Origin of the sequence: Mesorhizobium sp. INR15, assembly GCF_015500075.1 — a bacterium.
In the GTDB taxonomy this organism is placed as follows: Bacteria; Pseudomonadota; Alphaproteobacteria; order Rhizobiales; family Rhizobiaceae; genus Mesorhizobium.
In genome coordinates this window covers 5,758,531-5,785,508 of the sequence record NZ_CP045496.1, presented here as the reverse complement: position 1 = coordinate 5,785,508, position 26,978 = coordinate 5,758,531, and the positions used below count along the sequence as shown (strand labels likewise).

Here is a 26,978-nt window from a genome sequence, read left to right as displayed (position 1 = left end):
AATGAGGTCGGGAAACGCATGGACATACTGGACGAAACGGCTTCGAAGCCGAAGGACGATGCCGATGTGCGGGTTGGCCGGCGCGTGCGGGCGCTGCGGCTTGAGCGCAACCTGTCGCTGGCCGATCTTGCCGCCAAGGCCGGCGTATCTATCGGCGCGTTGAGCCAGATCGAACGCGGCATGTCCTCGCTGCGTGTCAAGGTGATCTGGCCGCTCGCCGCCGCCCTCGACATCGAGCCTTCGCAGTTGATCACCGATGGCGATGACGCCGTCAGCGATCTCTATTGCGTGCGTGCCAACAGCCGGCGATCGATCCCGGTGAAATCCGAGGGCATCGCCAAGGCGCTGCTGTCGCCGCCGGGCGCCACGCTGACCGGCCTGCTGGTGACGGTCGAAGCTGGCGGCGGCACCGCCGAGGCCTATGCCCATGTCGGCCATGAGTTCGGTTATGTGCTGGCGGGCGAGGTCGAACTGGTGGTGGATTCGACCAAATACACACTGAAGACCGGCGACAGCTTCGCCTTCAAGAGCACGCTCTTGCACGCGTTCCGCAATCCGGGCGCGGAACGCTGCCAGATCCTCTGGGTCAACACGACCAAACCGTCCGAGGTTCGCGATGGCGCCTGATCCTCTCGTCCGGCTGCAGGCGGTCTCAAAGGTCTTTCCCGGCGGCATTGTGGGGCTTGATGCCGTTGATCTCGACATCGCCCGCGGCGAGTTCCTGACCTTGCTTGGCCCATCCGGCTGCGGCAAGACCACCAGCCTGCGCGTCATCGCCGGCTTTGAAAGCCCATCGAGCGGCAAGGTGCTGCTTGAAGGCCGTGACATCACCGCGCTTCGGCCCTTCGACCGGCCGGTCAACACCGTATTTCAGGACTACGCCCTGTTTCCGCATATGGATGTCGCCGAAAATGTCGGCTTCGGCCTATCGTTGCGCAAGCTTGGTGGCGCGGAACAGGCCAGGCGCGTTGCTGCGGCGCTCGACATGGTCGGCCTTGCCGACAAGATTGGCGCCCGGGTGTCCGAATTGTCGGGCGGCCAGCGTCAGCGCGTCGCACTCGCCCGCGCCATCGTCTGCGAGCCGCGCGTGCTGTTGCTTGACGAGCCGCTGTCGGCGCTGGATGCCCATTTGCGTGAGCAGATGCAGGTTGAGCTGAAGCGGCTGCAATCGCGGCTCGGCACCACCTTCGTCATGGTCACGCATGACCAGACCGAGGCGCTGTCGATTTCCGACCGCATCGTCGTCATGAACAAGGGCCGCATCGAGCAGATCGCGCCACCGGCCACGCTCTATGACCGGCCCGCCACCACATTCGTCGCCAGCTTCATCGGCACCATGAACCTGCTGCAATCGCGCTTTGTCGGGCGCGACGGCGATCGGTTTCGTTTCGCTGCTGGCGCCTTGCCGCTGGAGGCCGTCTCGGACACTGGCGAAGTCCTAAACGAGGGCGCGCTGCGCACCATCGGCGTGCGGCCCGAGGATTTACTGGCGGCGAACGAAGCCTCAACCGGTACGGCACCGGTACGGGTCAACAGCGTCGTCTTTCATGGCCGCACCTTGCGCTTGCATGCCGAACTGGGGCAGGGAATACCTGTGGTGATCGACGCGCCGCGCCAGGCGCAGGGTTTTCAATTCAGCGCCGGCGACGTGGCGCATATCAGCCTGCGCCGTGGCGCTAACTGCCCTATGCTGTCCGCATAAACTGACCGTCCATTTCCCGAAAACCGGAGTGTTTCCCTGTGAGCAATCATCTCAACTTTTTCATCGACGGCAAATGGGTGGCGCCCGTGGTGCCGGCGACGCTTGACGTCATCGATCCGTCCACCGAAGAGGCCTATACGAAAATTTCAGTTGGTTCGAAGGCCGACGTCGATAAGGCTGTTGCCGCCGCGAAGGCCGCCTTTCCATCCTTCTCGCAGACCAGCAAGGCAGAGCGCCTGAAGCTCCTGAAGCGTATCCTCGAAGTCTACAACGAACGCTACGAGGACATCGCCCAGGCCGTAAGTCAGGAAAATGGTTCGCCCATCACCTGGGCCCGCGAGGCGCAGGCCTGGGCCGGCCGAGCCCATATGGAAGCCACCATCAAGGCGCTGGAGGATTATGAATTCTCCGAGAAGCGCGGCGGCACCATGGTGGTCAAGGAGGCGATCGGCGTCTGCGCGCTGATCACGCCTTGGAACTGGCCGCTCAACCAAATCGTCTGCAAGGTCGCGCCGGCGATCGCCGCCGGCTGCACGGTTGTGCTGAAGCCTTCCGAGATCGCGCCGATCAGCGGCATCGTCTTCTCGGAAGTGATGGAAGCCGCCGGCACGCCCAAGGGCGTCTACAACATGGTCAACGGCAATGGCCCTGATGTCGGCCAGATCATGGCCGGTCATCCCGATGTCGACATGGTCTCCTTCACCGGTTCGACCCGAGCTGGCATCATCGTCGCCAAGACGGCGGCCGAGACGGTTAAGCGCGTGGCGCAGGAACTCGGCGGCAAGTCGGCCAACATCGTGCTGCCGGACGCCGATTTCGAAACGGCGGTGCGCAAGGGTGTTGAAGGTTGCTTCGGCAACAGCGGCCAGTCCTGCGATGCGCCGACCCGCATGCTGGTGCCTGCCGCTCGCCACGACGAGGCGCTGGCCATCGCCAAGAAGGCAGCCGAAGCACACAATGTCGGCGATCCGCGCAATGAAGAGACCAAGCTTGGTCCGGTCGTCAGCGAGCTCCAGTTCAACAAGATCCAGGGGTTGATCGAGGCCGGCATCAAGGAAGGCGCAACGCTGGTCACCGGCGGCCCAGGTCGTCCGGAGCACCTTAACCGTGGCTATTATGTCAGGCCGACCGTGTTCGGCCATGTCACGCCCGGCATGACCATCGAGAAGGAAGAAATCTTCGGCCCGGTGCTGTCGGTCATTTCCTACAATGACGACGACGACGCGGTGAGGATCGCCAACGACACCGTCTACGGCCTCGCCGCTTATGTGCAGTCGGAGGATATCGAGCACGCCCGCAAGGTCGCCGGACAGCTGCGCGCCGGCCAGGTCTCGATCAACTACCCGGAATGGGACACGTTCGCGCCCTTCGGCGGCTACAAGCAGTCCGGCAACGGCCGCGAATACGCCGATTGGGCGATCCACGACTTCCTCGAGGTCAAGGGCATCATCGGCTACGGGGCGTAAGATTCGGTTTCTTGCTCGGCGAGTTCTTGCCGATCGTTGGGTCTTGCAGGCGTCGATGTGGAAGCATCGGCGCCTGTTTCGTTTTCGATTGATTTGTTCACTTTTTGTTCTAGTATTCTCGATCGGTTTTGCCAGGCGAGATCAGTTATGAGTAGGCAATTTACGTTCGGGTCCGGGAAGAACGGCCAGACCTTTTTTCGTTGGGATGAGCCAGGCCCGACCCGGGAACCCCATGTGTTCTACGCCGCTCTGTTCGAAGCCCCGGTCAATGCAATGCTGACGCGCGAGGCAGAGCATTATTGTCGGGACCTGGAATTGAGTGGGCGGCTGACCCCAGCGGAGCAAATGCACATGTCGCTGATCGGGCTTGGCAATGGCAAACCCCAAGCTCTGATGAGTATCGCTCGTCACATCGGTCTGTTGGTTCAGGCCAAGCCATTCGATGTTTGCCTCGACCGTCTGTCGGCATTCGGCGGTGGGGCGCTGGTGCTTCGCAGCAGCGATCATTCACCGGCGTTTCAGGCCTTCTGGCGCCAGCTCTCCGCCGTCGTCGACGATAGTCCGCTGCAGCCCTTCGTAACGAACTCGGTAGAGCCGCATGTGACGTTGCTCCGCGACAGAGTTGGTGTGCCAAAGCTTCGGGAAAGGGCTGTTGAACCGATCTGCTTGACGGTCCGGAGCTTTGCATTGATCCGTAGCCATCAGGGTAAGTACGAGCGCCCGGCCACCTGGCAATTGAACGGTCAGGACGATGCCTTGGCCGCGATGTAGCTTTCGTCGTCATGGAGATTTGCGATGCTCATCCTGACAGGGTCATGTCAGCATCCACCGATCCCGCGATGGCGGCTCGGCAAGCCGTTCCCTATTTGCAATGTGTCTCAACAGGAGGAAAACACATGACCATCGCGGAAATTGCCAAGGATTTCACTGAACGCCTCAAGCAGGGCGATCACGAAGGTGCCGCTGCAAAATACAATTCCGATGACATTGCCAGCTACGAAGCCATGGAAGGGCCGATGGCCGTGAGCCATGGCAAGGAAGCTCTCAGGCAGAAGAGCCAATGGTGGCGCGACAACAACGAATTCCATGGCGGCTCGGTCGATGGCCCATACGTCAATGGCGACCAGTTCGCGGTGTACTTCAAGCTGGATGTGACGCCGAAAGCGACTGGTGAGCGAGCCACGATGGAAGAGGTTGGCCTGTATACCGTCAAGGATGGCAAGATCACGGAAGAGCGTTTCTATTACTAGAGATGCCGAAAACACGGCGGCTGGCAATCTCCCGGCCGCCGTGTTGCAAGCTCAAATCGTCTTCACGTACTGCGCAAGCTGATCGGCCACCGTGCCCCAGCCGTCGAAGAAGCCCATCTCTTCATGATTATCGCGGGTCGCCTGGTCGCGATGGATGGCCGTGGCGGTGTAGCGCGTGGCATTGCCTTCGCTCTGCAATGCAATGACCGCGGTCATGAACGCGTCACCTGATGGCCGGTAGCCGGGCAGCAGCGCATCCGTCCATACGAGCCGCTCGTTGGGTACGATTTCGAGATAGCAGCAATGGCGGTCGTTGACCTCCTTGCCGTCAGGCGATTGCATGCGCGTCCTGAACAGCCCGCCTGGCCGCAGATCGATCTCGCAGTCGCTGATGAGCCATGGCTTCGGCGTGAACCATTGCTTGACGTGTTCTGGCGTTGTCCAGGCCCGCCACAGCAGTTCGCGCGGCGCGTTGATGACGCGCTCCAAGGTGAGATCCAATCTGGGGTCCAGTTTGAGTGGATAGCTCATGTTTCTTTCTCCTTAAGGGTCAAGACATAGGCGTCGAACTGGTCGAGGCGGCGCTCCCACAGGGTGCGTTGTTCGGACAGCCAGTTTTCAGCGAGCTTCAGCGGCTCGGGTGCCAGTTGATAGGTCCTGATGCGGCCGGCCTTTTGCGAGCGCACCAGCCCGCAGCCTTCAAGCACCTTGAGATGCTCGATGAAGGAGGGCAGGGCCATGCCGAAAGGCTCGGCGAGTTCGCTGACCGAGGCAGGGCTGCGGTTCAACCGTTCCACCACGCGCCGGCGCGTCGGGTCGGCAAGCGCGCGAAAGATGCCGTCGATCGGTGGAGGGCTCGAATTTACGATTTGGAGGTCAATCACTGTTTCATCCCAGGTGTCGCCAAAAGCGGCGATAAAATACTTAGGAAGATTCCTTAGTACTGGCAAGTCCTAAAAACAGGCCTGGGCAGGCAAGGATGCTGGCAAAGCGGGAAGGGTGGTTTTAGGCTGCGAAGCGGATTCGACTGTCAGCCAAGGAACCACGCTTTGACAATCACGATGTACGGCATCACCACCTGCGACACGATCAAGAAGGCGCGCGTCTGGCTGGAAAGCCGCAACGTCGCCTACCGGTTTCACGATTACCGGGCGGAAGGGCTGGATGCGAAGCGGCTAGATGGCTGGGTCGGCAAGGTTGGCTGGGAGGTGCTGCTCAACAAAGCCAGCACGACATTCCGCGAATTGCCGGACGGCGACAAGCAGAGCCTCGATGTGAAAAAGGCCAAGGCGCTGATGCTGGCCAATCCGACAATGGTCAAACGCCCGGTCTTGGAGGTCGGCGACCGTATTCTGGTTGGGTTCAAGCCAGATGTTTATCAGGAGGCGGTGAAGTAGCGCGCCATGCGCGTCACTTCGTCATCCTCTGGTCATGGCCGAGGATGGCGAAGCAGGTAGCCCGCCAGAGCCACCGCGTTGTTGTGCGCCTCGTCATGGGCGCCGTAGAGCAGCGTTACCTTGCCCTCGGCGAGCAACCCGCGCAGCTGCCCGACCGCCTCCCCATTCCTGTCCAGCTCGACATGATAGCGCTGTTGAAATTCCGCCCACCGCGCCGGCTCGTGCCCGAACCATTTGCGCAACGCGTCGCTCGGCGCGATGTCCTTCAGCCATAGGGCGAGCGCGGCGCTTGTCTTGGCAACGCCGCGCGGCCAGATGCGGTCAACCAGCACGCGCTGGCCATCGGCCATATCAGGCGCTTGGTAAATACGCTTCACCTCGATGTCGAAGGCCAAGGCAACCTCCGTTGGTAGGATCTCTCAGGCCCATTCGCCCTTGCGAATCACCGGCACGCGGCTGCCATCCTTGGCGACACCGTCGATGTCGATCTTGTCGGAGCCGATCATCCAGTCGATGTGGATGAAGCTTTTGTTGCCGCCGCGTGCCGCGATCTCGGCCTGGGTGAGCGAGGCGCCGTCGACGAAGCATTTCGAATAGCATTGGCCAAGCGCGATGTGGCAAGCGGCGTTCTCGTCGAACAGCGTGTTGAAGAACAGCAGTCCGCCCGCCGAGATCGGCGAGGAATGCGGCACCAGCGCCACTTCGCCAAGACGGCGTGCGCCTTCGTCGGTGTCCAGAACCTTCTTCAGCACGTCCTCGCCCTTCGAAGCTTTTGCCTCGACAATCCTGCCCTCTTCGAAACGCACCGAGATGTCGTCGATCAACGTGCCCTGGTAGGACAGCGGCTTGGTCGAGGAGACATGACCTTCGACGCGCCGGGCATGCGGCGTGGTGAAGACCTCTTCGGTCGGAATGTTGGGATTGCAGGTGATGCCGTTCTTGGCGGTTGAGGCGCCACCCATCCACTCATGGCCGTCGGCCAGGCCAACGGTCAGGTCGGTGCCAGGCCCGGTGAAATGCAGCGCATGGAAATTGTGGCCATTCAGCCAGTCGGTGCGGCTGCGAAGCGCTGCGTTATGCGCCTTCCAGTTGCCGATCGGATCTTCGACATCCACTCGCGACGCGGCGAAGATGGCATCGGCGAGCTTGACCACCGCGACATCGTCGGCATCATCAGGAAACACCTGCTTGGCCCAGGCGAGATCGGGATAGGCGACGATATTCCAGTTGATGTCGAAGCCGGTGATCTTTTCCAGCGCAGGCTGGTAGGCCATCGAGTTGGCCTTGTTGGCGCGCGCTACTTTTGATGGGTCCTGTGCCGACAGCAGCGACGGGTCCTCGCCTCGCACGGCAAGGCGGGCCGCGTTGTTGGCGAAGGCCTTGGCCATGCCTTCGTAGAGCCAGCCGGCCGCACGGTCGAAACTGGCATCGGCGCCGAATCGATAACGCGCCAGGGTCATTTCGTCGTCGTTGAAGATCGTCGTCACCAGGCCGGCGCCGGCCTTGTAGGCGTGCTCAACGATGCGCCGGGTCAGCGGCAGCGCGGCGATCGACGAGGTCAGCACGAGATCCTGGCCGGGCTGCAACTGCAACCCGACCTTGATGGCGACTTCGGCCAGCCTGTCGAGTTTCACCGGGTCGATGGTTGCGGCAACGCCGCGCGAATGTGTGGTCATGATCCTGCCTGCCGTGATTTGAACTCTGATCTTACATAGACCGGCGCCTCTGTGGTTTCCACAGTCCCCGCACCCGCTGGTCCAGAGGCGGTAGCGCCGAACTGCGCCATTGTTGCAGCGATCTCCTCGCGGATCCAGATCTTGAAGTCCCTGATCTTGCGGCTTTCGCTCTTGGCGGCCGAGGTCACCAGCCAATAGCCGAGGCCGCTCTGGGCGCGGACGCCGAACGGAGCGACAAGGCGCCCATCAGCCAGCGCATCCGCCGTCAGCAACTGCCAGCCGAGCATCACGCCATGGCCGGCTATCGCCGATTCCAGGCAAAGCATCGGGTCGGTGAAGCGCGCGCCCTTCAAAAAGGTGACCGGCGCCACGCCGGCGGCCTTGAACCAGCTTTCCCAGGGGATCATCGCCCGTTCATCGGTGATCGCACAGGTGCTGGCGAGGTCATCGATCGATTTCAACCGGTTGGCGATCACCGGCGCACAGACCGGAAAAACCTCCTGCGCCAGCAGCAGTTCCGCACGCGCATCGGGCCATTTTCCGTCACCCAGCCTGATGGCGATGTCGATGTCGGAATGATCGAGATCGGCAATCCGTACCGAGGCATCGATGCGCAACAACACTTTCGGATGCCTGTCGAAGTGGCGCGACAGCCTTGGCAGCAGCCATTTCGAGGCAAAGGCCGGCGCAACCGACACCACCAATGTGCATTGGCTTGCCTCATCGGCCATCGCCACCGCCTGCGCAAGCTCGCGAAACCCGGCGCCGAGGCGCGCGGTGAAAGCGGTGCCGAATTCGGTGAGCACAAGTCCGCTTGCCGTGCGCTCGAACAGGGGGCGGCCAAGCTGCTTTTCCGTTCGGTTGATCTGCTGGCTGACGGCGCTGACAGAGACGTTAAGTTCGCCGGCCGCCGCCGAAAGCGAGCCGAGCCGGGCGACTGTTTCCACGGCGCGGAGCCCGTTGAGGTGAACGCGGTTGAGCATGGCCATACAGTTTTTCTAAACTGCCGGGGCCGAAATCTCAATTGAAAGAAGTATGGAAACGGCCGACCTTGGCTGAATCACACAGGCCTGCGGAGGCAGACATGCCAGGAATCTTGTCGTTTCTGAAAACCGTGTTTGCCGCCGAGGCGCGGCAGCGGCCACGGCATGAAAGCGAGACAACCGGCTGGGTTCGTGACCCGCTGTCACATCCTGTGCTGGAAACCATGTCGGAACGCGAACTTGGCGATGTGCCATTTAGGCAGACGGCGCGGCGTACGGTTCATGAAACGGCGGCCCTGGAGGCTGGTATCGGCGGAAGGTGCTGATTGCAAAAGCGACGCTTGCCTTGCGTCGCTGATCTCAGGCGGGCCAAACTGGCCCAACAAAAGGCGGATTGTTTCACCGGCCAACGCACTTATGGTGCGCTGCGATGATATCGGCCAATTCGACAGCGCTGCGTTTTGCCTTCGCCGGCATGGTTGCCATGGCCGTCGCCATGGGAATCGGCCGCTTCGTCTACACGCCGATCCTGCCTGGCATGATGGAAGAGCTTCACCTGTCGCCCGCTTCGGCGGGGTGGATCGCTTCCGCCAACTATCTTGGCTACCTCGTCGGCGCGCTGGCGGCGGCAGGCGGCTGGGCGCAGGGGCGTGAACGCATGCTGATGCTGACCGGCCTTGGCGCCAGCACTGTGCTTCTCGGTTTGATGGGGCTGACCGAGACGATGGCGGTGTTTGTCATCGTTCGTTTCCTGGCGGGCCTCGCCAGCGCTTTCGTCATGGTGTTCATGGCCAGCATCGTCTTCAGCCATTTGGCAGCGGCCAACCGCGGCGACCTGCAGGCGCTGCATTTCGGCGGTGTCGGCCTTGGCATCGCGGCGTCTTCGGCGCTCATGGCCCTCCTGGTCACCGACCATGCCGGCTGGGCGGCGGGATGGTATGGCTCGGCGGCCATTTCGGCCTGCGGCTTTGTCATCGTTGCAATTCTGGCCAACAGCGGCCCGGTCACCAATGCCGGCCCAGTCCGCGAGCCGGCGCTGCCAAAGGACCGGTCGTTGCTAAAGGTCATCATCGCCTACGGCCTGTTCGGCTTCGGCTACGTGGTGACGGCAACGTTTCTCGTCGCCATTGTCCGGCAAGGCGGCGGCGGACGCGTCTTCGAGGCCATGGTCTGGATGATCACCGGCCTTGCCGGTTTTCCCTCGACCTGGCTTTGGCAGAAGATTGCTGGCCGGATTGGGCTCTACGCGGCCTATGGGCTGGGGTGCTTCGTTGAGGTCATCGGCGTCACCGCCAGTGTCGCCGTTGGCGGGCGCATCGGCCCGCTCCTCGGTGGCCTTCTCCTTGGCGTCACTTTCATCGCTGTCACAGCACTTGGCCTTCAGGCGGCAAGGCAACTGGCGCCCCAGGCGCCGCGCCGGATCTTTGCCCTGATGACGGCTTCGTTCGGCCTCGGCCAGATCATCGGACCGGTTGTCGCCGGTGTGCTGGCGCAAATGTCGGGTAATTTCTTCCTGGCGTCGATTGTCGCGGCGGGCGTCCTCCTCGTCTCCGGCGCCATCTTATGGTCTGCCGCGCCAAAATCGCCATGATTGTGGCCTTGCTCGGTGCCGGGCATCGGCAGGCATTTTCTTTCCAACTAATGTGTGACTTTATGCCCGCTGAACGGCAACCCCGCTGATTTGCGCATCGACCGAGGAATTCGCCACAGTGTTCGTATCCTTTTTTCCAAAGCCGAAGCTCTTCTTCGCTTCGGCGGCTATCTGGGCCCTTGCCGCGATCCTGTTCTGGTTTTTCGGTGGTGAACAATTGGGTGCGGTCTTAGGATTGCCGCCCGCTGCCGCTGGTGCGCCACCCATCATCGGTATTACGGTGCTTTGGTCTAAGCCGTTTTTGTGGTTTTACATCTACTTCGCCGCCTGCGTGCTTGCTTTCTACGCATTCTGGGCTTGGTATTCGCCGCACCCTTGGCTGAATTGGTCCATCCCGGTATCGGCCTTTATCCTGTTCCTCATCTATTTCAACGTGCAGGTCAGCGTCGCGGTCAACGACTGGTACGGACCGTTCTTTGACTATGTACAGGGACTGATGTCCGGAACCGTACAATCGACCAATGCCGAATTCTACGCCGGAGTAGCCAGCTTTGCCTGGCTGGCTCTGGTCGGGATGAATGTCAGCGTGGTCAATGCCTTCATCGTCAGTCACTGGATATTTCGCTGGCGCACTGCCATGAACAACTACTTCATGGAGAACTGGAGCAAACTGCGCCACATTGAGGGTGCCTCGCAGCGTATTCAGGAAGATACGATGCGGTTCTCCCAGATCATGGAGGATCTTGGCGCCACCTTCGTCCAGTCGATCATGACCTTGATTGCATTCCTGCCAGTCATGATCCGGTTGCAGGTGCACATCACCGAACTGCCCATTGTCGGGGCGATCCCGCAGCCGTTGGTCGTTGCCGCGCTGGCGTGGTGCCTTTTCGGCACCATCTCGGTCATGCTTGCCGGCATCAAGCTGCCGGGCCTGCAGTTCCGCAACCAGCGTGTCGAGGCGGCTTACCGCAAAGAGCTGGTCTATGGCGAGGACCACGAAGATCGCGCCCAGCCTGCCACCACATCTGAACTATTCGAAAATGTTCGTAAAAACTATTTCAGACTGTATTTTCATTATATCTATTTCAATGTCGTGCGTTATACCTACCTTCAGGCCGATAATATTTTTGCAAACATTATCCTGGGGCCGTCTTTTGTGGCGCACAAGATAACGTTTGGTCCGTTTAACCAGATCTCGAATGCATTCGGCAGGGTAACGAATTCGCTGCAGTTCCTGCTCAACTCATGGTCGACAATTGTCGAACTGCAATCGGTCCACAAGCGCTTGCGTGCCTTCGAAGCAACGCTGCAAGGCGAGCCGCTACCGGAGATCGACCAGCGCTATCTCGAACGGCAAGGCGCCGACGGTCCGGCTTGATATTGGTGAGGGCGCAACAGTTGGCGGTTCAGCCGCCCACTGAAGCGCTTTCGTCGGGATGTTGCCGCGAGACATAGTCACGGAAACTGATGCACTCGACATCGGCCTTGACGCAGACCTCGCTGGCAAAGCGCTCCAGCGCGTTCCAGTAGGCGCCGTCGTTCATCAAGGTGAAATGGAAGCCCAGTTCCAGCGGAATGCGCTTGCCGGAATATTGCGCGTCGAACGCGTTGCGGAAGGCATCGTAGGTGCGGTTCTCGAACTCTTTCGCCTTGCTTGGCCGCTCGAAGCCGCCGGAATGCCTGACATAGAGATTGTAGTCCATGGCGATCACCGGTCTTGATGCCGGGCCTTCCGGGATCTGCGGCAATGAAAAGCGCGTGATGCCGTTGCTGGTCGGCGGCTGGACCGGGCCACGCGAGACGCCGCTGGCGTCGAACAAGAGACCCGCCGCCGGCAGCGCCTCGTAAAGGGCCGGGCTGGTCGACAGATAGGGCGCGCGAAACCCGACCACCATCTTGTGGGCGAGGTCGTGCCAGCCCTTGGGCTCGGGCTCGATGCCGTTGATGGCGTAGGCATTGTCGAGAATATGCTCGAACGCCCTGAACTCTCTCAGCCAGTCGGCCTTGCTCCAGTCCTTGCCGTCGAAATGGCCGCAGCCATGGCTGCCGATATCATGCCCTTCGGAGGCCGCGAGATTGATCTGCTCGAGCCGATCCGCGACTTCCTGTTTGGAACTGGCAAAGCCGATGTTGGACTTTCCAGCCGTCTTGCCGGGCGCGGTATATTCCTTGCGCGTCTCCGGCGACAGCAGGAAGACGCAAGAGAGAAAGTAGGTGAAATGCGCGCCGGTACGCTGGGCCAATGCCCGGCTGCGCTTCCATTGCGAAATGTCGCGGGCGCTGTCGAACGAGATGATGACGATCTGCTTGGGCTTGGCCGCCACGGGTGCTGCCGGCGGATCGGCAAAAGCGGCGCCGGCTGTGGCGAGTGACACGACAAGGGACGCAACAATGCGGGACGGACGAGGCATCGGCTCCGATCTGGGCTTGAACAGGATTGAGTGACCGGCTATCGCGCAAATGTGGCGTGGGTGCGATCGGCTTTTCGGTCGGATAGCCGGGGAAACGGCGATTTTCCGGCCTAACCCCTTCCATGCCGACAAAATTTCGCTAAAACGCGCTCTCAAGAATGGCCCGCTTGGGCAGGGATGGTTTTGATCGATGTCGGACGACAGCTTTATCCGCGAAGTCAATGAACAGATGCGGCGCGACCAGGCGCAGGCGCTGTGGGACCGTTTTGGTCCCTTCCTGATTGGCCTCGCCGTCCTGGTGGTGCTCGGCACCGCTGCCTTCGTCGGCTACCGCTACTGGGATGAGACCCGCGCCAATCGCTCCGGCGATGCGTTCTCGCAGGCGCTGAAGCTGGCCAATGACGGCAAGAGCGACGACGCGCTGGCCGCGCTCGATCAGTTGGAGAAGGATGGCTACGGCGCCTATCCGCTGCTCGCCCGCATGCGTGCGGCGACCGTCAAGGCGGCGAAGGGCGACGTCGATGCCGCCGTCAAGGATTTTGACGGCGTGGCGGCCGACACCGCGATCCCCTCGGGCATCCGCGACATGGCGCGGCTGAGGGCGGCACTGCTGCTGGTCGATCACGGTTCCTTCGCCGATGTCTCCAGCCGCGTCGAGGCCTTGACCTCCGACACCAACACGCTTCGCCATACGGCGCGTGAGGCGCTCGGCCTTGCGGCGTGGAAGGAAGGCAAGACCCAGGACGCTCTGAAACTGTTCGACCAGATCGCCGCGGATGATGGCGCCCCACGCAACACGCGTGAGCGGGCGACGTTGATGTCCGAGCTGATCCGCGGGTCGGGCAACGCATCGTGACGGATTGTAGGGCCGGATGACCTTCAAAGTCGCCATTATCGGCCGGCCTAACGTCGGCAAATCAACCCTTTTCAATCGGCTGGTGGGAAAGAAGCTGGCGCTTGTCGACGACACGCCAGGCGTCACCCGCGATCGCCGCGTCCACGCGGCCAAGCTCTACGATCTGCATTTCGACGTCATCGACACCGCCGGCTTCGAGGATGCAGCAGCCTCGACCTTGCCTGGCCGTATGCGTGCGCAGACCGAGATCGCCATACGCGAAGCCGATCTGATCTTTTTTACCGTCGATTCTAAAGCCGGGCTGCTGCCCGACGACAAGACCTTTGCCGAGATCGTGCGAAAGTCCGGCAAGCCGGTCGTGCTGGTCGCCAACAAGGCCGAGGCGCGCGGTGCGCAAGGCGGCATGCTGGAGGCCTGGGAACTCGGCCTCGGTGAGCCAATCCCGATCTCGGCCGAACACGGCCAAGGCATGCCCGATCTGCGCGATGCGATCATCGAGGCGCTTGGCGAGGCGCGCGCGTTTGGGGAAGAAGAGGACGATGCGGCCGAGGAGATTGCCTCCAACGAAGTGCTTATCGGCGAGGACATTGTCGATCCGGACGCCGAGGATCTGCCGGCCTATGACGACACCAAGCCGATGCGCATCGCCGTCGTCGGCCGCCCTAACGCCGGCAAGTCGACCCTGATCAATGCGCTGATCGGCGAAGAGCGGCTTTTGACCGGTCCGGAAGCCGGCATCACACGCGATTCCATTTCGGTCGACTGGGACTGGCGCGGCCGCCGGATAAAGCTGTTCGACACCGCCGGCATGCGCCGTAAGGCCAGGATCCACGAAAAGCTGGAAGTCATGTCGGTGCAGGATGGCCTGCGCGCCATCCGCTTTGCCGAGATCGTCATCATCGTGCTCGACGCCACCATTCCTTTCGAGAAGCAGGATCTGCAGATCGCCGATCTCATCATCCGCGAGGGCCGTGCGCCGGTGATCGCCTTCAACAAATGGGATCTGATCGACCATCCCCAGGAATTGCTGGCCGAACTGCGCGAGAAAACCGAGCGTCTGCTGCCCCAGGCGCGTGGCATGCAGGCGGTCACGGTTTCGGCCGAGACCGGGCGCGGCCTCGACAAGCTGATGGATGCCGTCATCAAGACACACAAGGTCTGGAACAGCCGCGTGTCGACCGGCAAGCTGAACCGCTGGCTGGAAAGCATATTGGCGCATCACCCGCCGCCCGCTGTCGCCGGCCGCCGCTTGAAGATCAAGTATCTCACCCAGGCCAAGACCCGCCCGCCGGGCTTCGTCGTCCAGTGCTCACGGCCCGAGGCGATGCCGCAATCTTACGTCCGCTACCTCACAAACAGCCTGCGCGAAGCCTTCGACATGCCCGGTGTGCCGATCCGCATGGCGTTGCGGACCTCGGAAAATCCGTTCGCCGGCAGGGCAAAGAAGCGTAATTGACGGCTTCCGCAGGCCGGCGTTACGCGACGTTGCGCAAGGCCGATGCCTTTTCGGGCAGCGCTTCCAATGCGGCCTGTTTCAGGATCGCGCCGAGACGCGCCGCCACCGGCTCGGGTTCAGCCTCCTTGCGGTGCAGGAACAATGCCATCTCGGGCAAGGTGGGCAATCCCGCGATCTCCGGTGCCATCGCCTTCACACTTGCCGGCAGCCCGATGTCGGTCCGGATCGTCAGCCCCAGCCCTGCCGCGACGGCCGCCCATATGCCGCCTAGGCTTGGGCTGGAGAAGGCCATGCGCCAGGGCAGGCCGGCCCGGTCCAGCGTTTCCGTCGCCACAGTGCGCAACAGGCACGGCGCTTCGAGTGCCACCAGCGGCAGCGCCTCGCCATCCCGCAGCCTTGTCTCGATGAGCTTCGCCGGACCGATCCAGCGCATCTGAACATCGGCGACATGCTCGCTGTAAGGCAACGTCGCGCCGCAGTGCCATGCCAGCGCGATGTCGAGATTGCCCGACACGATCCGGTCGGCAAGTTCGTGGCTGCGCGCGATCCTTGCTTCGATCTTGACCTTTGGATGCGCGCGGGCGAACCGCCCCAGCACCTCCGGCAACACGGCCTCACCGAAATCTTCCTGCAATCCAAGCCGCACCCAACCCTCCAACTCGACGTCATGGATGGCGGACACGGCCTCGTCATTCAAGTCGAGCAGCCGGCGCGAATAGGCAAGCATGGTCTCGCCGGCCTCCGTCAAGGCAAGGCCGCGTCCGGATTTGCGGAAGATCGGTGTCGCTGCCTGGTCTTCCAGCTTCTTCAATTGCGCGCTGACCGCCGAAGTCGAGCGGCCGAGCCTGTCCGCCGCCTTGGCAAAGCTGCCCAACTCCATACCGGTAACGAAACTGCGGAGAACGTCGAGGTCGAATGTTACGCGTCGCAAATCAATAGTCCCATTTTTCAGAATTATAAGTCCATAAATTCCCAATATTCAGGACGAAGATACGGCGGTAGAGACAACGCGTCAAGCCTTGCCTCGCCGTTGTCAGCTCACTGAAGGAAGTCGCTCATGTCTGTCATCACCATCGGCCGCGGAGAGGATGCACCCCAATGTGAGCCTCATGAGGCGCCTGCTTCATCCGTTGGCGCGGGGTTTGGTCCCAATCATCGGTGGAAGGTGCTGGGCATTGGCGTGGCTGCCAACGCCAGTTTCTCCGCGACGTTCTCGGGTATTCCGGCGACAGCCGTGTTCATGCGTTCAGGCTACCATCTGGGCAATGGTCAGCTTGGCCTGGTTCTCGGCCTGCTTGGGCTGGGCGTGGCATTGAGCGAACTGCCATGGGGCCTGCTGACCGACCGCTGGGGCGACCGTGGCGTGCTGCTGACCGGCCTTGGCGCGACGGCGGCATGGCTGCTGCTGATGGCAGTCCTTGTCGTGCCGTCTCCGACACAGGTCCCGGGCGTCGTGTTGCTGGCCAGTGTCTTGCTGGTCACCGGATTGCTTGGCGGTAGCGTCAACGGCTCGAGCGGCCGCGCCATCATGGCGTGGTTTCACGAAGGCGAACGCGGCTTTGCCATGAGCATCAGGCAAACGGCCGTGCCGCTTGGCGGCGGGCTTGGGGCACTTGTGCTGCCGTCGCTCGCATCGGCCCATGGTTTTGCTGCCGTCTATGGTTTGCTGGCCGCGTCCTCGGCCATCACCGCGCTGTTCGCTTGGCGCTGGTTGCATCAGCCGCCAAAGGATGAGGCGGTGACCGCCGCCGCCACATTGTCAGCCGGCCCGACGCCTTTGCACAACCCGGATGTCTGGCGCATCGCAATCGCCATCGGCTTGCTCTGCGTCCCACAGGTCGCGGTGCTCACCTTCGCTTCGGTGTTCCTGCACGATTTCGGCGGCATGGGCACCGCGGTGATCAGCGTCAGTCTGGGAGCAGTGCAAGTTGGCGCCATGGTCATGCGGGTCTGGAGCGGCCGCTTCACCGATCGGTATCGCAATCGGCGGTCGTTCCTACGCCTGTGCAGCATGCTGAGCGTATTGGGTTTCGCCGCCCTTGGCTTAGTCGTCCTTGCTTCCGCCAATCTGAGGGCGGCAGACATGGCAGATTGGCAACCGCTGCTTTCTCCGGCAATCGTTCTGGTGCTGGTTGTTGCCGGCATCTGCGTTTCAGCATGGCATGGCGTCGCCTATACAGAACTCGCCACCCTTGCCGGCGCGAGCCATGCCGGGACGGCTCTCGGCCTCGCCAACAGTTTCGTCTTCGTCGCCTTCTTCCTGGTGCCGATCACGATCCCAGGACTTCTCGTGCTCGGATCCTGGGCTGGCGTCTGGCTGTCGGCGGCGGCCTGCGCGCTGATTGCATGGCCCATCTTCCTGCGGCCGGCGTGACGAACCGGTTAGATGAGAGCACCATCAGGCGGGCGCGATAGCCGCTATCTCTCTGACCAAAGGTGCGTGTTTGGACATCGGAAAATGTCGCTTGGCCCATCGAATGGCGGGCATCTCCACGGTTTGGTGGAAAATGATCGCAAATATCAAACTGATCACCCCTGCCGAAAGCGCGGCTGCAATCGAGCCGTATTGTCCGTCGATGTCGAAATTATAATGCAGGTTACGAATAACGATCTGATGGATCATGTAGAAGGAAAAGCTGATCTCTCCACAGAGAACCAATGGGCGGAAGGACACAAGGCGTGTCACGAAGCCGGACTGGTGGGCAAAGACATAGACTATAATCGCGAACATTGGGTACATTCCGAATTCGCGATGCGCGACGGACGTCATGTCAGAAGTGTGTTCAGCGAAGAATTGCGCGACGTCGTCATATGTGCGCGCGCAAAACAACAGGCAAACGATCGCGGCAATCTGACAGAACGCCACCCACCGGTCAGGGATGCGATGATCCTTGAAAAATTGGTAGAGCACTATTCCCGCTAGGAATTCGATCATCCGAAAAGGGGGAAAGAGTTGAACAAATGACGCGTCCGTGACGTAGAAATCCCTCCACGGTTGCGGCGACTGGGGTGGGAAAATTGGTGATGGCAGAACCGCGGCAATTGCAAACAGGCTGAAGACGGCGAGCGTCCAGCCGCAAGCCAGTAGCATGGCTGAGCGTGGTCTCAAGGTCAGGATAAATGGCAGAGTAAGATAGAAAAACAGCTCAACGGATATCGACCAAGAGACGCCATTGTGCGTGTAGGCCGTGCCGTAGGTCGGGAACCAGGAGCTTTGCAACGTTGTCGTTAGATATGCGGTGAACAGGTTTACGGGAGCCTGGAGGATCACAACGGCGATGAAAAAACATATTATATGAACAGGCCAAAGCCGGAAAAATCTCTGGAAGATAAAATTTCTAGTGTCACGCCATGTCAGGAATTGACCTTCGAAACTGTAAGACAGCACAAAGCCTGACAGCACGAAGAAGAATGAAACAGCGCCGCCGAGGTTCATATTCCAAGCGGATTGGGACACATCGATACCGAGTATATTCAAGTGATGGAGAAATATCGCCAGGGCTGCAAAGGCCCGCAGACTGGTCAAATTGTGAAGCTGAGGGCGCCTGCCCGCTCCCGCCAGTTCTTCGCCATTCGCCGTTGAGGCCGCCACGACCATTCCCTTGCCGTCTCAGCTTCGCTGAGCTGCTGCCTTGAACCCGCTTCATCTGATGGCGGGGAGTGTGGATATTTGGTTAAGACATATCTCCCGCTAGATATGATTTGCGGTCCTGGGGCCGATTTCGCATTCCTCGCCGGCGCAGTTGTTGGTTGTGTCTTAAGCACCTCGCTTCAAGCCAACCAGGGAGAACCCGATCCGATCCGTTAACGTCCCATCAAGGTTAATGCATCATTGTTTCTCTCCAGTGGGGTTCAGTAGCGTTCCTGGAGAGTTCCGTGCATCGACGTGTTTTGAAGCGGCTTGTCGCCGCCGCCGGTGAGAAAAAGCGTAGCTTCCTGCCTCCTTTGGTCATTGGTCTTGGTATCTGGATTGGCTTTCCGACCATTGCCGCCTACCAGGATATGACCAGCCTTGTTTCCGGCCTTGAGGCGTCGAACAGCCGCTGGAATTCCTATGTCGAGAAATCCGTAGCCGGCTCGGTCCACGCGGCTGAGATGCCTTTCGTCGATTCCGATATCACCGGTTCCATCTCCGGGTCGGGTGTCCATCTGGCCGGCGTTGGCACCGTGTCGTTTCGCGGCAAGGGCGGCAAGGTCAGCGGGACGCCGGACGAAGACCGCATCGTGCGCGCTGAAAAGAAGGGCCGCATCATTCAGGTCTCGCCGGTGGCGCCGCCGAAGAACTTCAATGCCGGTTCGATCTTCCAGCGCACCTCGTCGCTGCTGCGGCCGAGCATGGATAGCGATTTGAAGATGGCCTTCGCCAAGCCACAGATCAAAGGCAAGGAAATCCAGATCGCCGCCGCGTTCCATACGCGCGAGGACAAGAAGCCGGATCCGGGTGTGCCGGCCATGCTCGCGGCGCTGGTCAACAACGACCATGCCGACATACTGGCGACCGCCTATGCTTCCGCCGCGCCGGACTATGCCAAGGCCTCGCCCTTCGAGGCCTTGCTGCAGGACGAAGAGCCAAGCAATGGCCGCTTCATTCCGCCGATGTCCAAGGGCGACCATGCGTGGATACAAAACCCGCTGCCGGCCAGCGTCTTCTCCAAGCCAGAGCAGGCGTGCCTGGCCAACGGCATCTATTTCGAGGCGCGCAGCGAATCCATTCGCGGGCAGGCCGCCGTCGCCCAGGTCATCCTCAACCGGGTCCGCAATCCTGCCTATCCGAACTCGATCTGCGGCGTCGTCTACCAGAACGACAACTGGTTCAACCGTTGCCAGTTCTCTTTTGCCTGCGATGGCAGGAAGAAGCGCATCGACAGCCCGGCCAACTACAAGATCGCGCAGGACGTCGCCATGGCTGTCACCGCCGGCAAGATCTTCATTCCCGAAGTCGGATCCTCGACTCATTACTACGCCCAATATGTCCACCCGGGATGGGCGCGTACGATGCAGAAGATGACCAAGATCGGTCTGCATATCTTCTATCGTACCTATGGCGGCGGCTGGAGCTGACCGCTCGATCATCGCTCGAACCTTCCCGTAGCTGCGGCCCGCGAAAAGAGCCATTGCCGGGGGGATTCGGGCGACGCATCCCTGCTGTGGCGTCGGGCACGATGTCGCACCTTTCCAAGGTATTGATTTCATTATAGAAAATACATGGCTTTGAAGTTCCGCCCGTGGCTTGACGGGCGCAAACCCTCTAACTATGTTGCCGGCGACTTTAGAAGCGGACGGACGGCGACGATCTGACCGGGCAGGGGGGTTGCGATGGCCGACAAGAATGGGCCAGCCGGAACCGGAGAAACCGGCCCCGGCAAGCAGCACGAAGCCACCATCCGCGACGACGATCTTGAGCGCCGCCGGCGTGATCTTGAAGCATCGCTTGCGACAAGGCGGCCGGACAAGCTCGAGGGGAAAGACGACGCGAAAGCGGGCAGTGTGGCCGGTTACGGTCAGGCGCTCAAACTATCCAGCGAGTTTATCGCAGGCGTAGTGGTTGGTGCCGGCATCGGCTGGATCATCGACCGACTGGCGGGGACAACGCCATGGGGTCTGATCGTGTTTCTGCTGCTGGGTTTTGGCGCCGGCGTGCTCAATGTCATGCGTTCCGCTGGCGTTGTTTCGGAATTCGGACAGGGCGAGAAACCGCGCCGTGACCAGGACGACAGAAAATGACCGCCCTGCGGGTGGGATTTGGAAATAGCCGCCCTTCAGGCGGAAATGACAATTTTAGCCGTACGCGGCATTGACGGGGTTTGAACGTGGCAGCTGACAAGGTCGATCCGATCCACCAGTTCCATATCAACAAGCTGATTCCGATCGAGATCGGCGGCTACGACCTGTCTTTCACCAATTCGGCGCTGTTCATGGTCGCAACCGTGCTCGTCGCTTCAATGTTTCTCTATCTGACGACATCAAGCCGCAGCCTCGTGCCTGGCCGGCTTCAGTCGGTTTCCGAAATGGCCTACGAATTCGTCGGCAACATGTTGCGCGACGCAGCCGGCACCCAGGGCATGAAGTTCTTCCCCCTGGTGTTCTCGCTGTTCATGTTCGTGCTGGTCGCCAACCTGCTTGGCCTTTTCCCGTATTTCTTCACCATCACCAGCCACATCATCGTCACCTTCGGCCTTGCCATCCTCGTGATCGGCACTGTGATCGTCTATGGCTTCATGAAGCATGGCCTAGGCTTCCTGAAGCTGTTCGTGCCGAAAGGCGTGCCCTTGGTGATGATGGTGCTTGTCGTTCCGATCGAGGTGATTTCCTTCGTGTCGCGCCCAGTCAGCCTCTCGGTTCGTCTGTTCGCCAACATGCTGGCCGGTCACATCACGCTGAAGGTGTTTTCGGGATTTGTCGTCAGTCTGAGCGCGCTGGGCACGCTTGGCATTGCGGGTTCGATCTTGCCGCTGGCCATGGCGGTGGCATTGACGGCTCTGGAATTGCTCGTGGCGCTGTTGCAGGCCTACGTTTTCGCGGTGCTGACCTGCATGTATCTGAACGACGCCCTGCATCCTTCGCACTAGTTAGAGTTTCCGGCTTAGCCGCCGGATGGAATCGCAACGGAATTTTAGATCCAAAGGAGTTGAACAAATGGACGCAGAAGCAGCAAAGTACATCGGCGCCGGCATCGCTTGCCTCGGCATGGGTGGCGCGGGCATTGGCCTGGGCAACATCTTCGGCAGCTACCTCTCGGGTGCGCTGCGCAATCCGTCGGCTGCCGACGGCCAGTTCGGCCGCCTGATTTTCGGCTTCGCCGTGACCGAAGCGCTTGGCATTTTCTCCCTTCTCATCGCGCTTCTGGCACTGTTCAAGTAAGCCTTGCGCCATCTGGCCTAACCGCCACGGCGTTCGGCCTGAATTTCGGGGATAGTCCATGTTCGTGACATCTGCCTTTGCGCAAGAGTCTGCGCCTGCTGCGACCGGAGGCGATACGCATTCCGGAACCGGCGTGCCTGCCGAGGCACACGGCGCGTTCCCGCCATTCGATCCTGCGACGTTCCCGTCGCAGCTTCTGTGGCTGGCGATCACTTTCGGGCTGTTTTACCTGTTCCTGAAGCGGGTGGTGATGCCGCGCGTTGGTGGCATCATCGATGTCCGCAACGATCGGATCACTCAGGATCTCGACCATGCGGCCAAGCTGAAGGGCGAGGCGGATGCCGCTGTTGCTGCCTACGAGCAGGAGCTGGCGGAAGCCAAGACCAAGGCTAACGTCATCGGCCAGCAGGCCAATGACGCGGCCAAGGCCGAGGCCGAAACCGCGCGCAAGAAGGTCGAGGCCGCTATGGACGAGAAGCTTGGTGCCGCCGAAGCAAGCATTGCTTCCATCAAGGCCAAGGCCATGAAGGAAGTCGGCACCATCGCTGAAGACACCGCGTCGGCAATTATCGAGGCACTCGTCGGCGGCAAGGCCAGCAAGGCCGAGATCGCGGCCGCGGTCAAATCCGTGGCCGGGTGAGGAGCGCATCATGGACGCCACATCTCTCGCAACGCTCTGGGCAACGGTAGCCCTCGTCATCTTCCTGGGCATTGCCATCTACATCAAGGTGCCGGGCATGATCGCCAAGGCGCTTGACGCGCGTGCCGCCAAGATCAGCAGTGAGCTGGACGAAGCGCGCCGGTTGCGTGAAGAGGCTCAGCAATTGCTTGGCCAGTATCAGCGCAAGCGCAAGGAAGCCGAGCAGGAGGCCGCCGACATCGTCGCCGCGGCCAAGCGCGAGGCCGACATGCTTGCCGCCGATGCACACAAGAAGACCGAGGACTATGTTGCCAGGCGCACAGCGCTTGCCGAGCAGAAGATCGGTCAGGCCGAGCGTGACGCGGTCGCCGAAGTGCGCGCCAGCGCCGTTGATATTGCCGTCGAAGCCGCCCGCGCGCTGCTCGCCGGCAAGATGGACGCCAAGGCAGGCGCCGACCTTTTCAAGGCCTCCCTGCAGGACGTCAAGTCGAAGCTCAACTGAGCCGATTTCGCCGACAGATTAAGAGCCGCCCGAGCAACCTGGCGGCTTTTTGTTGCGGTGGAGAAAGGCGAAGGCGGCGGACCTGCCAATCTCCCTCTTTTTGGGGAGATGTCCGGCAGGACAGAGGGGCGCGCGAAGGAACGCCGGCGTTCCGTTCTCATCCGCCGCTCCGGTTGTAACTATGCAAGCAAGCTGCGCGCCAAGGGCTGATAGACTGGTGGGACATCGCCTCGCTCTGGCCTGCCGGCCATCCCGCGAGGGCGGAGATCGGCTAACCGCTTTCGCCTCAACCCAAACCTGCGAAGCTCTCTTCTTCCGCAACCTCAGCCTCACCGAGCCTGAATGGCGCGAACGAGACGCGGTGCAATCGCGCCACCGGCCCATGCACCTCGATCGCTGCACGATGCCGAACGGTGGCATAGCCCATATGGACCTCGAAGCCGTAGCGTTCATGATGGCTGCCACAGCCGCACATCATGCGGTCGCGCATCACCTTGGCGACAATGGAGGCAGCTGCGATCGACTGCGAGCGCTGGTCGCCCTTGATCAGCGCGCGTCCCTCGCAAGGCAGCCCCGGCGGCACGTCGCGCCCGTCAGCCAGAGCAAGCTTCGGCTGTACTGGCAGGCCGACAAGGGCGCGGCGCATGGCTTCCAGGCTGGCCTTGAGAATGTTGCTGCCGTCGATGCCCTCGGCGCTCACCGATGCCATCGAAACGCCAAGCGCGGAGCCGAGGATGCGCAGGAACAGGGCCTCGCGCTGCAGATGGCTGAGGCGCTTGGAATCGTCGAGCCCATCTGGAATGTTGGCCGGGTCGAGCACCACTGCGGCAGCCACAACCGGCCCAGCCAGCGGGCCGCGGCCGGCCTCATCCATGCCCGCCACTGGCCACAAGCCTTGTGCCATCGCCTTCGTCTCGAAGGAAAAGTCGGGTCTCTCGATCATTTCAAAGAGAGGCGGAGAATCGGAACGCGCGCGAGCCATGTTGCGGCGAGGGTCGCATCGGTTCCGATTCTCCGCAAGTCCCTCCGGGTCGGGTGGGGCGCCGGACCGGGAGGGCACCGTCTGCAGGCCGGGGCAGGCCGGACGGGATTCCAATGTATGTCGCCCCAAGTGTTCTGCGGTTTGGGAGGGCGACATGCAAAAACAAGGACTTTCACACCGGCCTATGGCCGGGTTGTGCCAACGTCATCTAGAGCAGCATCAACTGCACCTGGTCTTTTCCGGCGGCGACGAACTGGTCGGTCCGAAGCGTGCGCCGCTCGACATTGAGACCAAGTCGCTTGGCGGTGATCTCGAAGCGGCGACCGATCTGCCAGGCATAGGGACCGGCGCCTTTCATGCGCTTGCCCCATTCCGAATCGTAGTCCTTGCCGTCGCGCATCGAGCGGATCAGCGACATGACGTGGCGATAGCGGTCGGGATAATGGCGCAACAGCCAGTCCTTGAAGATTGGGCTGACTTCCAGCGGGAGCCGCAGCACGACATAACCGGCCTCCCGCGCGCCTGCTGCCTGTGATGAATCGAGGATGCGCTCCATTTCCTGATCGGTCAGCCCGGGAATGATCGGCGCCACCATGACCGAGGTCGGGATGCCGGCATCGGAAAGCTGCCGGATCGCTTCCAGTCGCTTGGTCGGCGTCGACGCGCGTGGCTCCATCGTCCTGGCCAGCATACGGTCGAGCGTCGTCACTGACAGCGCCACCTTGGCCAGCCCGCGATCGGCCATGCGTGACAGGATGTCGATGTCGCGCGTTACCAGAGCGGATTTGGTGACGATGCCGACCGGGTGGCCACGTGCTTCCAGCACCTCGAGAATCTCGCGCATGATGCGGTACTGCTTCTCGATCGGCTGGTAGGGATCGGTGTTGGTGCCGATGGCGATCGTGCGCGGCTGGTAGCCGTCCTTCGACAATTCCTTGTCGAGCAGCCGCGCCGCATCCGGCTTGGCGAACAGCTTCGATTCGAAATCCAGCCCCGGCGACAGACCCATGAAACTATGCGTCGGCCGAGCGAAGCAATAAACGCAGCCATGCTCGCAGCCGCGATACGGGTTGATCGAGCGGTCGAAGGAAATGTCGGGCGATTCGTTGCGGGTGATGATGGTGCGCGGCTTCTCGACCTGCACCTCCGTCTTGAACGGCGGCAGCTCCTCCAGTGAATTCCAGCCATCGTCGAAGACATGCCGGCTCACCGGTTCGAACCGGCCGGACGGGTTGATGCCTGCCGAACGGCCCCTGTTGCGGTCCGGACGGACACGCATGCCGCTCTGTTCGATCATCGCATTGGCCATATCGGCTCTTCCAGCTCCGAAAGCTGCAATGTCCGCGCGCGCGATCTGTTCCATCTTTGCCCGCTCCCAGGGACTGTCCGCGTTGTGTCGAATCGCTCTGTTCATGAAATTATTCCTATTTTGTAAATGAGAACAAATCAAGAACTTTGTATGCTGCGCCGCAAAAACTGGCGCCGCGCACGGCTTTCCGCTATTCGGCTAAACATGCTCAGTGTTCTCATCGAAACGCACAATGACGAGGAAGGGCTTGCCCGCACGCTGGCCTCGTTGATCGGCGGCGCGGTCGAGGGCGTCGTGCGCGACGTCATCGTCTGCGACACCGGTTCCAGCGACCAGACGCATCGTGTCGCTGAGCATGCCGGCTGCCAGTATCTGGCGGGCGGCGGTATTGCCGCCGGTATCAAGCAAGCCAAGGGTGATTGGCTGCTTTTGCTGGAGCCGGGCGCACGCCTAGTCGAGGGCTGGATCGACGATGTCGTTGCCCATACCGCAAGGCAAACGATGGCTGCTCGCTTTTCAAGAACACGCGGCAGCCGCACACCCTTTCTTGCGCGGGTTCTCTCGGGAAACCGCGCCTTGGCCGAAGGCCTTGTCATCAGCAAGCGGCAGGCCGCGTCGCTGTCGAAAAATGCCGGTAATGCCGAAGCCTTGGCGCGCGGCCTGGCGACAAAGCGGCTCGACGCCGAGATCTGGGTGGCGCCCTCGAAGTGAGGGGCGCCGGTGAATCCGCATGTCCTTTTTTGCAATGGCCGGACGTAAAATCCCGGACAATTGACAGGTTGACGTTCATTGTGCATTGCACAAATTCTGACGCGGCGTTAGCTTCCGTTCCAGGCGGATGAATGGGTTTGGGGCATGCTTGGGCGGTGAGCGGCCGATGTTGCATCGGCGCTGCTGCTTGTGACAGAGGACCCTGATGAGCCTGCCATCCCCTGACAAATCGGGCACTACCAGTCTTGAGGCCATCGCGCGAAACGGCAGCATATTGCGCCGCATGGCGGTGCGCATACCGACATATCTGAAAGATATGCGCGAGAACCCGGCCTGGTTGCCAATGTTCGTGCTGGCGCGCACCATGCCTGGCCGGCAGCTGCATTGGCGCGGCGCAAAGCCTGCCTACCCAGTGCGGGGCGCCCACAAAACCATCTTCACCGGCGTTGACCGCGACGCTGTTGTCGCGGGTCTTCGTTCCGAGGGGCTCTTTTCCGGGCTGGCGCTGCCGGCGTCGATCCATGAGGAGATCGCCAGTTTTGCCCAACGCACGCCATGCTTCGGCAATTTCGACCGCCGGCTGGAGTTCCTCCCGTCAGGACACAAGGAAGCCGAGGCGCATTTCGGCCGGCCGCTGCTTAGCGGGCACTTTTTCGAACGCGTCCTTGACTGCGATGCGGCGCTGGCGGTGCAGCGGGATCCTTTGCTCCTCGACATCGCCGCGCACTATCTGGGCGGCCAGGCGAAAATGATCACCACGCGGGTCTGGTGGAGCTTTCCCAGCGGCGGGGTCTCCGATGCCGAGAAGAACCTGGCTTCGCTCGGCAAATACCATTTCGATCTCGACGACTGGCGAATGCTGAAATTCTTCTTCTATCTCGTGCCCGTGGATGACGGCACGGGCCCGCATGTCTATGTCAGGGGTAGCCACAAGCGCCGCATCCTCAAGCATCAACTGACGCTTCTCGTCGGCCACCCGGCGGATGAGGTTCTGAGTGTTTACGGCGAACAGAGCCCCGTCACACTGACCGGAGAGGCCGGCCTCGGTTTTGTCGAGGACCCCTTTGGTTTCCACATGGGCACGGTCCCGACGCGCGCACCGAGGCTGATGATGGAAGTCGGCTTCGGCGTTTCGCCGCCGTCACGCCGTCGTTTCGACGGCGAACCGGTCGTCCGCTGACCAAC

The 26,978-nt window shown here is 61.3% G+C and carries 30 protein-coding genes; 20 read left to right on the top strand and 10 right to left on the bottom strand.

Features of this window, described 5'->3' with window-relative positions; all coding sequences use genetic code 11:
• Window positions 1-18 precede the first annotated feature (18 nt).
• The 5 genes from GA829_RS28305 to GA829_RS28285 all read left to right on the top strand — a co-directional run bounded on the left by GA829_RS28305 (window position 19) and on the right by GA829_RS28285 (window position 4,418).
• Window positions 19-627 (top strand): helix-turn-helix domain-containing protein, encoded by a 609-nt coding sequence (locus GA829_RS28305; RefSeq protein WP_195175854.1) that lies wholly within the window; start codon window positions 19-21, stop codon window positions 625-627.
• Window positions 617-1,702 carry an ABC transporter ATP-binding protein gene (locus GA829_RS28300; protein ID WP_195175853.1) on the top strand — a complete coding sequence of 362 codons (1,086 nt, stop codon included), beginning with the start codon at window positions 617-619 and terminating at the stop codon, window positions 1,700-1,702. Before GA829_RS28305 ends, GA829_RS28300 begins: the two co-directional genes overlap by 11 nt.
• A gap of 38 nt (window positions 1,703-1,740) precedes the next feature.
• On the top strand, window positions 1,741-3,168 hold the full coding sequence (locus GA829_RS28295) for an aldehyde dehydrogenase family protein (protein ID WP_195175852.1): 1,428 nt from the start codon (window positions 1,741-1,743) through the stop codon (window positions 3,166-3,168).
• Between the two features lie 234 nt (window positions 3,169-3,402).
• On the top strand, window positions 3,403-3,939 hold the full coding sequence (locus GA829_RS28290; RefSeq protein WP_258051997.1) for a 2'-5' RNA ligase family protein: 537 nt from the start codon (window positions 3,403-3,405) through the stop codon (window positions 3,937-3,939).
• A 125-nt stretch (window positions 3,940-4,064) separates the two neighbouring features.
• Complete coding sequence (locus GA829_RS28285; protein ID WP_195175851.1) at window positions 4,065-4,418, top strand: nuclear transport factor 2 family protein; 354 nt, start codon at window positions 4,065-4,067, stop codon at window positions 4,416-4,418.
• Between the two features lie 51 nt (window positions 4,419-4,469).
• Here GA829_RS28285 and GA829_RS28280 read toward each other — a convergent pair whose 3' ends face one another.
• Entirely contained in the window at window positions 4,470-4,949 is a 480-nt protein-coding gene (locus tag GA829_RS28280; protein ID WP_195175850.1) for an SRPBCC family protein, read from the bottom strand.
• Entirely contained in the window at window positions 4,946-5,302 is a 357-nt protein-coding gene (locus tag GA829_RS28275) for an ArsR/SmtB family transcription factor (protein ID WP_258051996.1), read from the bottom strand. The genes GA829_RS28280 and GA829_RS28275 overlap by 4 nt, the downstream gene beginning before the upstream one ends.
• Window positions 5,303-5,467: 165 nt before the next feature.
• Between GA829_RS28275 and GA829_RS28270 the strand changes: the two genes are divergently transcribed.
• Window positions 5,468-5,815 (top strand): ArsC family reductase, encoded by a 348-nt coding sequence (locus tag GA829_RS28270; RefSeq protein WP_195175849.1) that lies wholly within the window; start codon window positions 5,468-5,470, stop codon window positions 5,813-5,815.
• Between the two features lie 32 nt (window positions 5,816-5,847).
• On the opposite strand, the gene GA829_RS28265 is transcribed toward GA829_RS28270, so the two are convergent.
• From GA829_RS28265 to GA829_RS28255, 3 genes are read right to left on the bottom strand one after another with little or no spacing between them, the layout of a single operon-like run.
• Window positions 5,848-6,210 carry a DUF488 domain-containing protein gene (locus tag GA829_RS28265; RefSeq protein ID WP_195175848.1) on the bottom strand — a complete coding sequence of 121 codons (363 nt, stop codon included), beginning with the start codon at window positions 6,208-6,210 and terminating at the stop codon, window positions 5,848-5,850.
• A 24-nt stretch (window positions 6,211-6,234) separates the two neighbouring features.
• Window positions 6,235-7,491, bottom strand: a complete 1,257-nt coding sequence (locus tag GA829_RS28260) for an aminopeptidase (RefSeq protein ID WP_195175847.1) — start codon at window positions 7,489-7,491, stop codon at window positions 6,235-6,237.
• Window positions 7,488-8,480: a LysR substrate-binding domain-containing protein gene (locus tag GA829_RS28255; RefSeq protein WP_195175846.1), complete on the bottom strand. Its 993-nt coding sequence runs from the start codon at window positions 8,478-8,480 to the stop codon at window positions 7,488-7,490. Before GA829_RS28255 ends, GA829_RS28260 begins: the two co-directional genes overlap by 4 nt.
• 95 nt (window positions 8,481-8,575) lie before the next feature.
• Here GA829_RS28255 and GA829_RS28250 point away from each other — a divergent pair, with 95 nt between their 5' ends.
• From GA829_RS28250 to sbmA, 3 genes are all read left to right on the top strand, one after another.
• The gene (locus GA829_RS28250; protein ID WP_195175845.1) at window positions 8,576-8,800 is read left to right on the top strand and encodes a hypothetical protein; all 225 of its coding nucleotides are present in this window, start codon (window positions 8,576-8,578) and stop codon (window positions 8,798-8,800) included.
• A 104-nt stretch (window positions 8,801-8,904) separates the two neighbouring features.
• Entirely contained in the window at window positions 8,905-10,065 is a 1,161-nt protein-coding gene (locus tag GA829_RS28245; RefSeq protein WP_195175844.1) for a YbfB/YjiJ family MFS transporter, read from the top strand.
• Window positions 10,066-10,183: 118 nt separating this feature from the next.
• Window positions 10,184-11,443, top strand: a complete 1,260-nt coding sequence (sbmA, locus tag GA829_RS28240; protein WP_195175843.1) for a peptide antibiotic transporter SbmA — start codon at window positions 10,184-10,186, stop codon at window positions 11,441-11,443.
• 28 nt (window positions 11,444-11,471) lie between these two features.
• Here the strand turns inward: sbmA and GA829_RS28235 are convergent, their stop codons facing one another.
• Window positions 11,472-12,476 carry a polysaccharide deacetylase family protein gene (locus GA829_RS28235; protein WP_195175842.1) on the bottom strand — a complete coding sequence of 335 codons (1,005 nt, stop codon included), beginning with the start codon at window positions 12,474-12,476 and terminating at the stop codon, window positions 11,472-11,474.
• Window positions 12,477-12,666: 190 nt separating this feature from the next.
• On the opposite strand from GA829_RS28235, the gene GA829_RS28230 reads away from it, so the two are divergent.
• Window positions 12,667-13,332, top strand: a complete 666-nt coding sequence (locus tag GA829_RS28230) for a tetratricopeptide repeat protein (RefSeq protein WP_195175841.1) — start codon at window positions 12,667-12,669, stop codon at window positions 13,330-13,332.
• 16 nt (window positions 13,333-13,348) lie between these two features.
• The gene (gene der / locus GA829_RS28225) at window positions 13,349-14,788 is read left to right on the top strand and encodes a ribosome biogenesis GTPase Der (RefSeq protein ID WP_195175840.1); all 1,440 of its coding nucleotides are present in this window, start codon (window positions 13,349-13,351) and stop codon (window positions 14,786-14,788) included.
• A 19-nt stretch (window positions 14,789-14,807) separates the two neighbouring features.
• On the opposite strand, the gene GA829_RS28220 is transcribed toward der, so the two are convergent.
• The gene (locus GA829_RS28220; protein WP_195175839.1) at window positions 14,808-15,719 is read right to left on the bottom strand and encodes a LysR substrate-binding domain-containing protein; all 912 of its coding nucleotides are present in this window, start codon (window positions 15,717-15,719) and stop codon (window positions 14,808-14,810) included.
• A 126-nt stretch (window positions 15,720-15,845) separates the two neighbouring features.
• Here GA829_RS28220 and GA829_RS28215 point away from each other — a divergent pair, with 126 nt between their 5' ends.
• Entirely contained in the window at window positions 15,846-17,162 is a 1,317-nt protein-coding gene (locus tag GA829_RS28215; protein ID WP_195175838.1) for an MFS transporter, read from the top strand.
• A gap of 24 nt (window positions 17,163-17,186) precedes the next feature.
• Here the strand turns inward: GA829_RS28215 and GA829_RS28210 are convergent, their stop codons facing one another.
• On the bottom strand, window positions 17,187-18,380 hold the full coding sequence (locus GA829_RS28210) for an acyltransferase family protein (protein WP_195175837.1): 1,194 nt from the start codon (window positions 18,378-18,380) through the stop codon (window positions 17,187-17,189).
• Window positions 18,381-18,664: 284 nt separating this feature from the next.
• On the opposite strand from GA829_RS28210, the gene GA829_RS28205 reads away from it, so the two are divergent.
• The 6 genes from GA829_RS28205 to GA829_RS28180 all read left to right on the top strand — a co-directional run bounded on the left by GA829_RS28205 (window position 18,665) and on the right by GA829_RS28180 (window position 22,791).
• Window positions 18,665-19,849: a cell wall hydrolase gene (locus GA829_RS28205; RefSeq protein WP_195175836.1), complete on the top strand. Its 1,185-nt coding sequence runs from the start codon at window positions 18,665-18,667 to the stop codon at window positions 19,847-19,849.
• A gap of 255 nt (window positions 19,850-20,104) precedes the next feature.
• Window positions 20,105-20,512 (top strand): AtpZ/AtpI family protein, encoded by a 408-nt coding sequence (locus GA829_RS28200; protein WP_195175835.1) that lies wholly within the window; start codon window positions 20,105-20,107, stop codon window positions 20,510-20,512.
• Between the two features lie 86 nt (window positions 20,513-20,598).
• The gene (locus tag GA829_RS28195; RefSeq protein WP_195175834.1) at window positions 20,599-21,357 is read left to right on the top strand and encodes a F0F1 ATP synthase subunit A; all 759 of its coding nucleotides are present in this window, start codon (window positions 20,599-20,601) and stop codon (window positions 21,355-21,357) included.
• A 67-nt stretch (window positions 21,358-21,424) separates the two neighbouring features.
• Entirely contained in the window at window positions 21,425-21,649 is a 225-nt protein-coding gene (locus tag GA829_RS28190) for a F0F1 ATP synthase subunit C (RefSeq protein WP_027058243.1), read from the top strand.
• Window positions 21,650-21,707: 58 nt separating this feature from the next.
• Window positions 21,708-22,289: a F0F1 ATP synthase subunit B gene (locus GA829_RS28185; RefSeq protein ID WP_195175833.1), complete on the top strand. Its 582-nt coding sequence runs from the start codon at window positions 21,708-21,710 to the stop codon at window positions 22,287-22,289.
• Window positions 22,290-22,299: 10 nt separating this feature from the next.
• Window positions 22,300-22,791, top strand: coding sequence for a F0F1 ATP synthase subunit B (locus tag GA829_RS28180; protein WP_195175832.1), 492 nt, complete (start codon window positions 22,300-22,302; stop codon window positions 22,789-22,791).
• Window positions 22,792-23,077: 286 nt separating this feature from the next.
• On the opposite strand, the gene GA829_RS28175 is transcribed toward GA829_RS28180, so the two are convergent.
• Window positions 23,078-23,773: a ribonuclease HII gene (locus GA829_RS28175; RefSeq protein ID WP_195175831.1), complete on the bottom strand. Its 696-nt coding sequence runs from the start codon at window positions 23,771-23,773 to the stop codon at window positions 23,078-23,080.
• Between the two features lie 208 nt (window positions 23,774-23,981).
• Window positions 23,982-25,136 carry a PA0069 family radical SAM protein gene (locus tag GA829_RS28170; protein WP_195179839.1) on the bottom strand — a complete coding sequence of 385 codons (1,155 nt, stop codon included), beginning with the start codon at window positions 25,134-25,136 and terminating at the stop codon, window positions 23,982-23,984.
• 150 nt (window positions 25,137-25,286) lie between these two features.
• Between GA829_RS28170 and GA829_RS28165 the strand changes: the two genes are divergently transcribed.
• Together GA829_RS28165 and GA829_RS28160 are read left to right on the top strand one after the other, a co-directional pair.
• Window positions 25,287-25,793: a glycosyltransferase gene (locus tag GA829_RS28165; RefSeq protein WP_195175830.1), complete on the top strand. Its 507-nt coding sequence runs from the start codon at window positions 25,287-25,289 to the stop codon at window positions 25,791-25,793.
• Window positions 25,794-25,998: 205 nt separating this feature from the next.
• Entirely contained in the window at window positions 25,999-26,973 is a 975-nt protein-coding gene (locus tag GA829_RS28160; protein ID WP_195175829.1) for a hypothetical protein, read from the top strand.
• Window positions 26,974-26,978 lie beyond the last annotated feature (5 nt).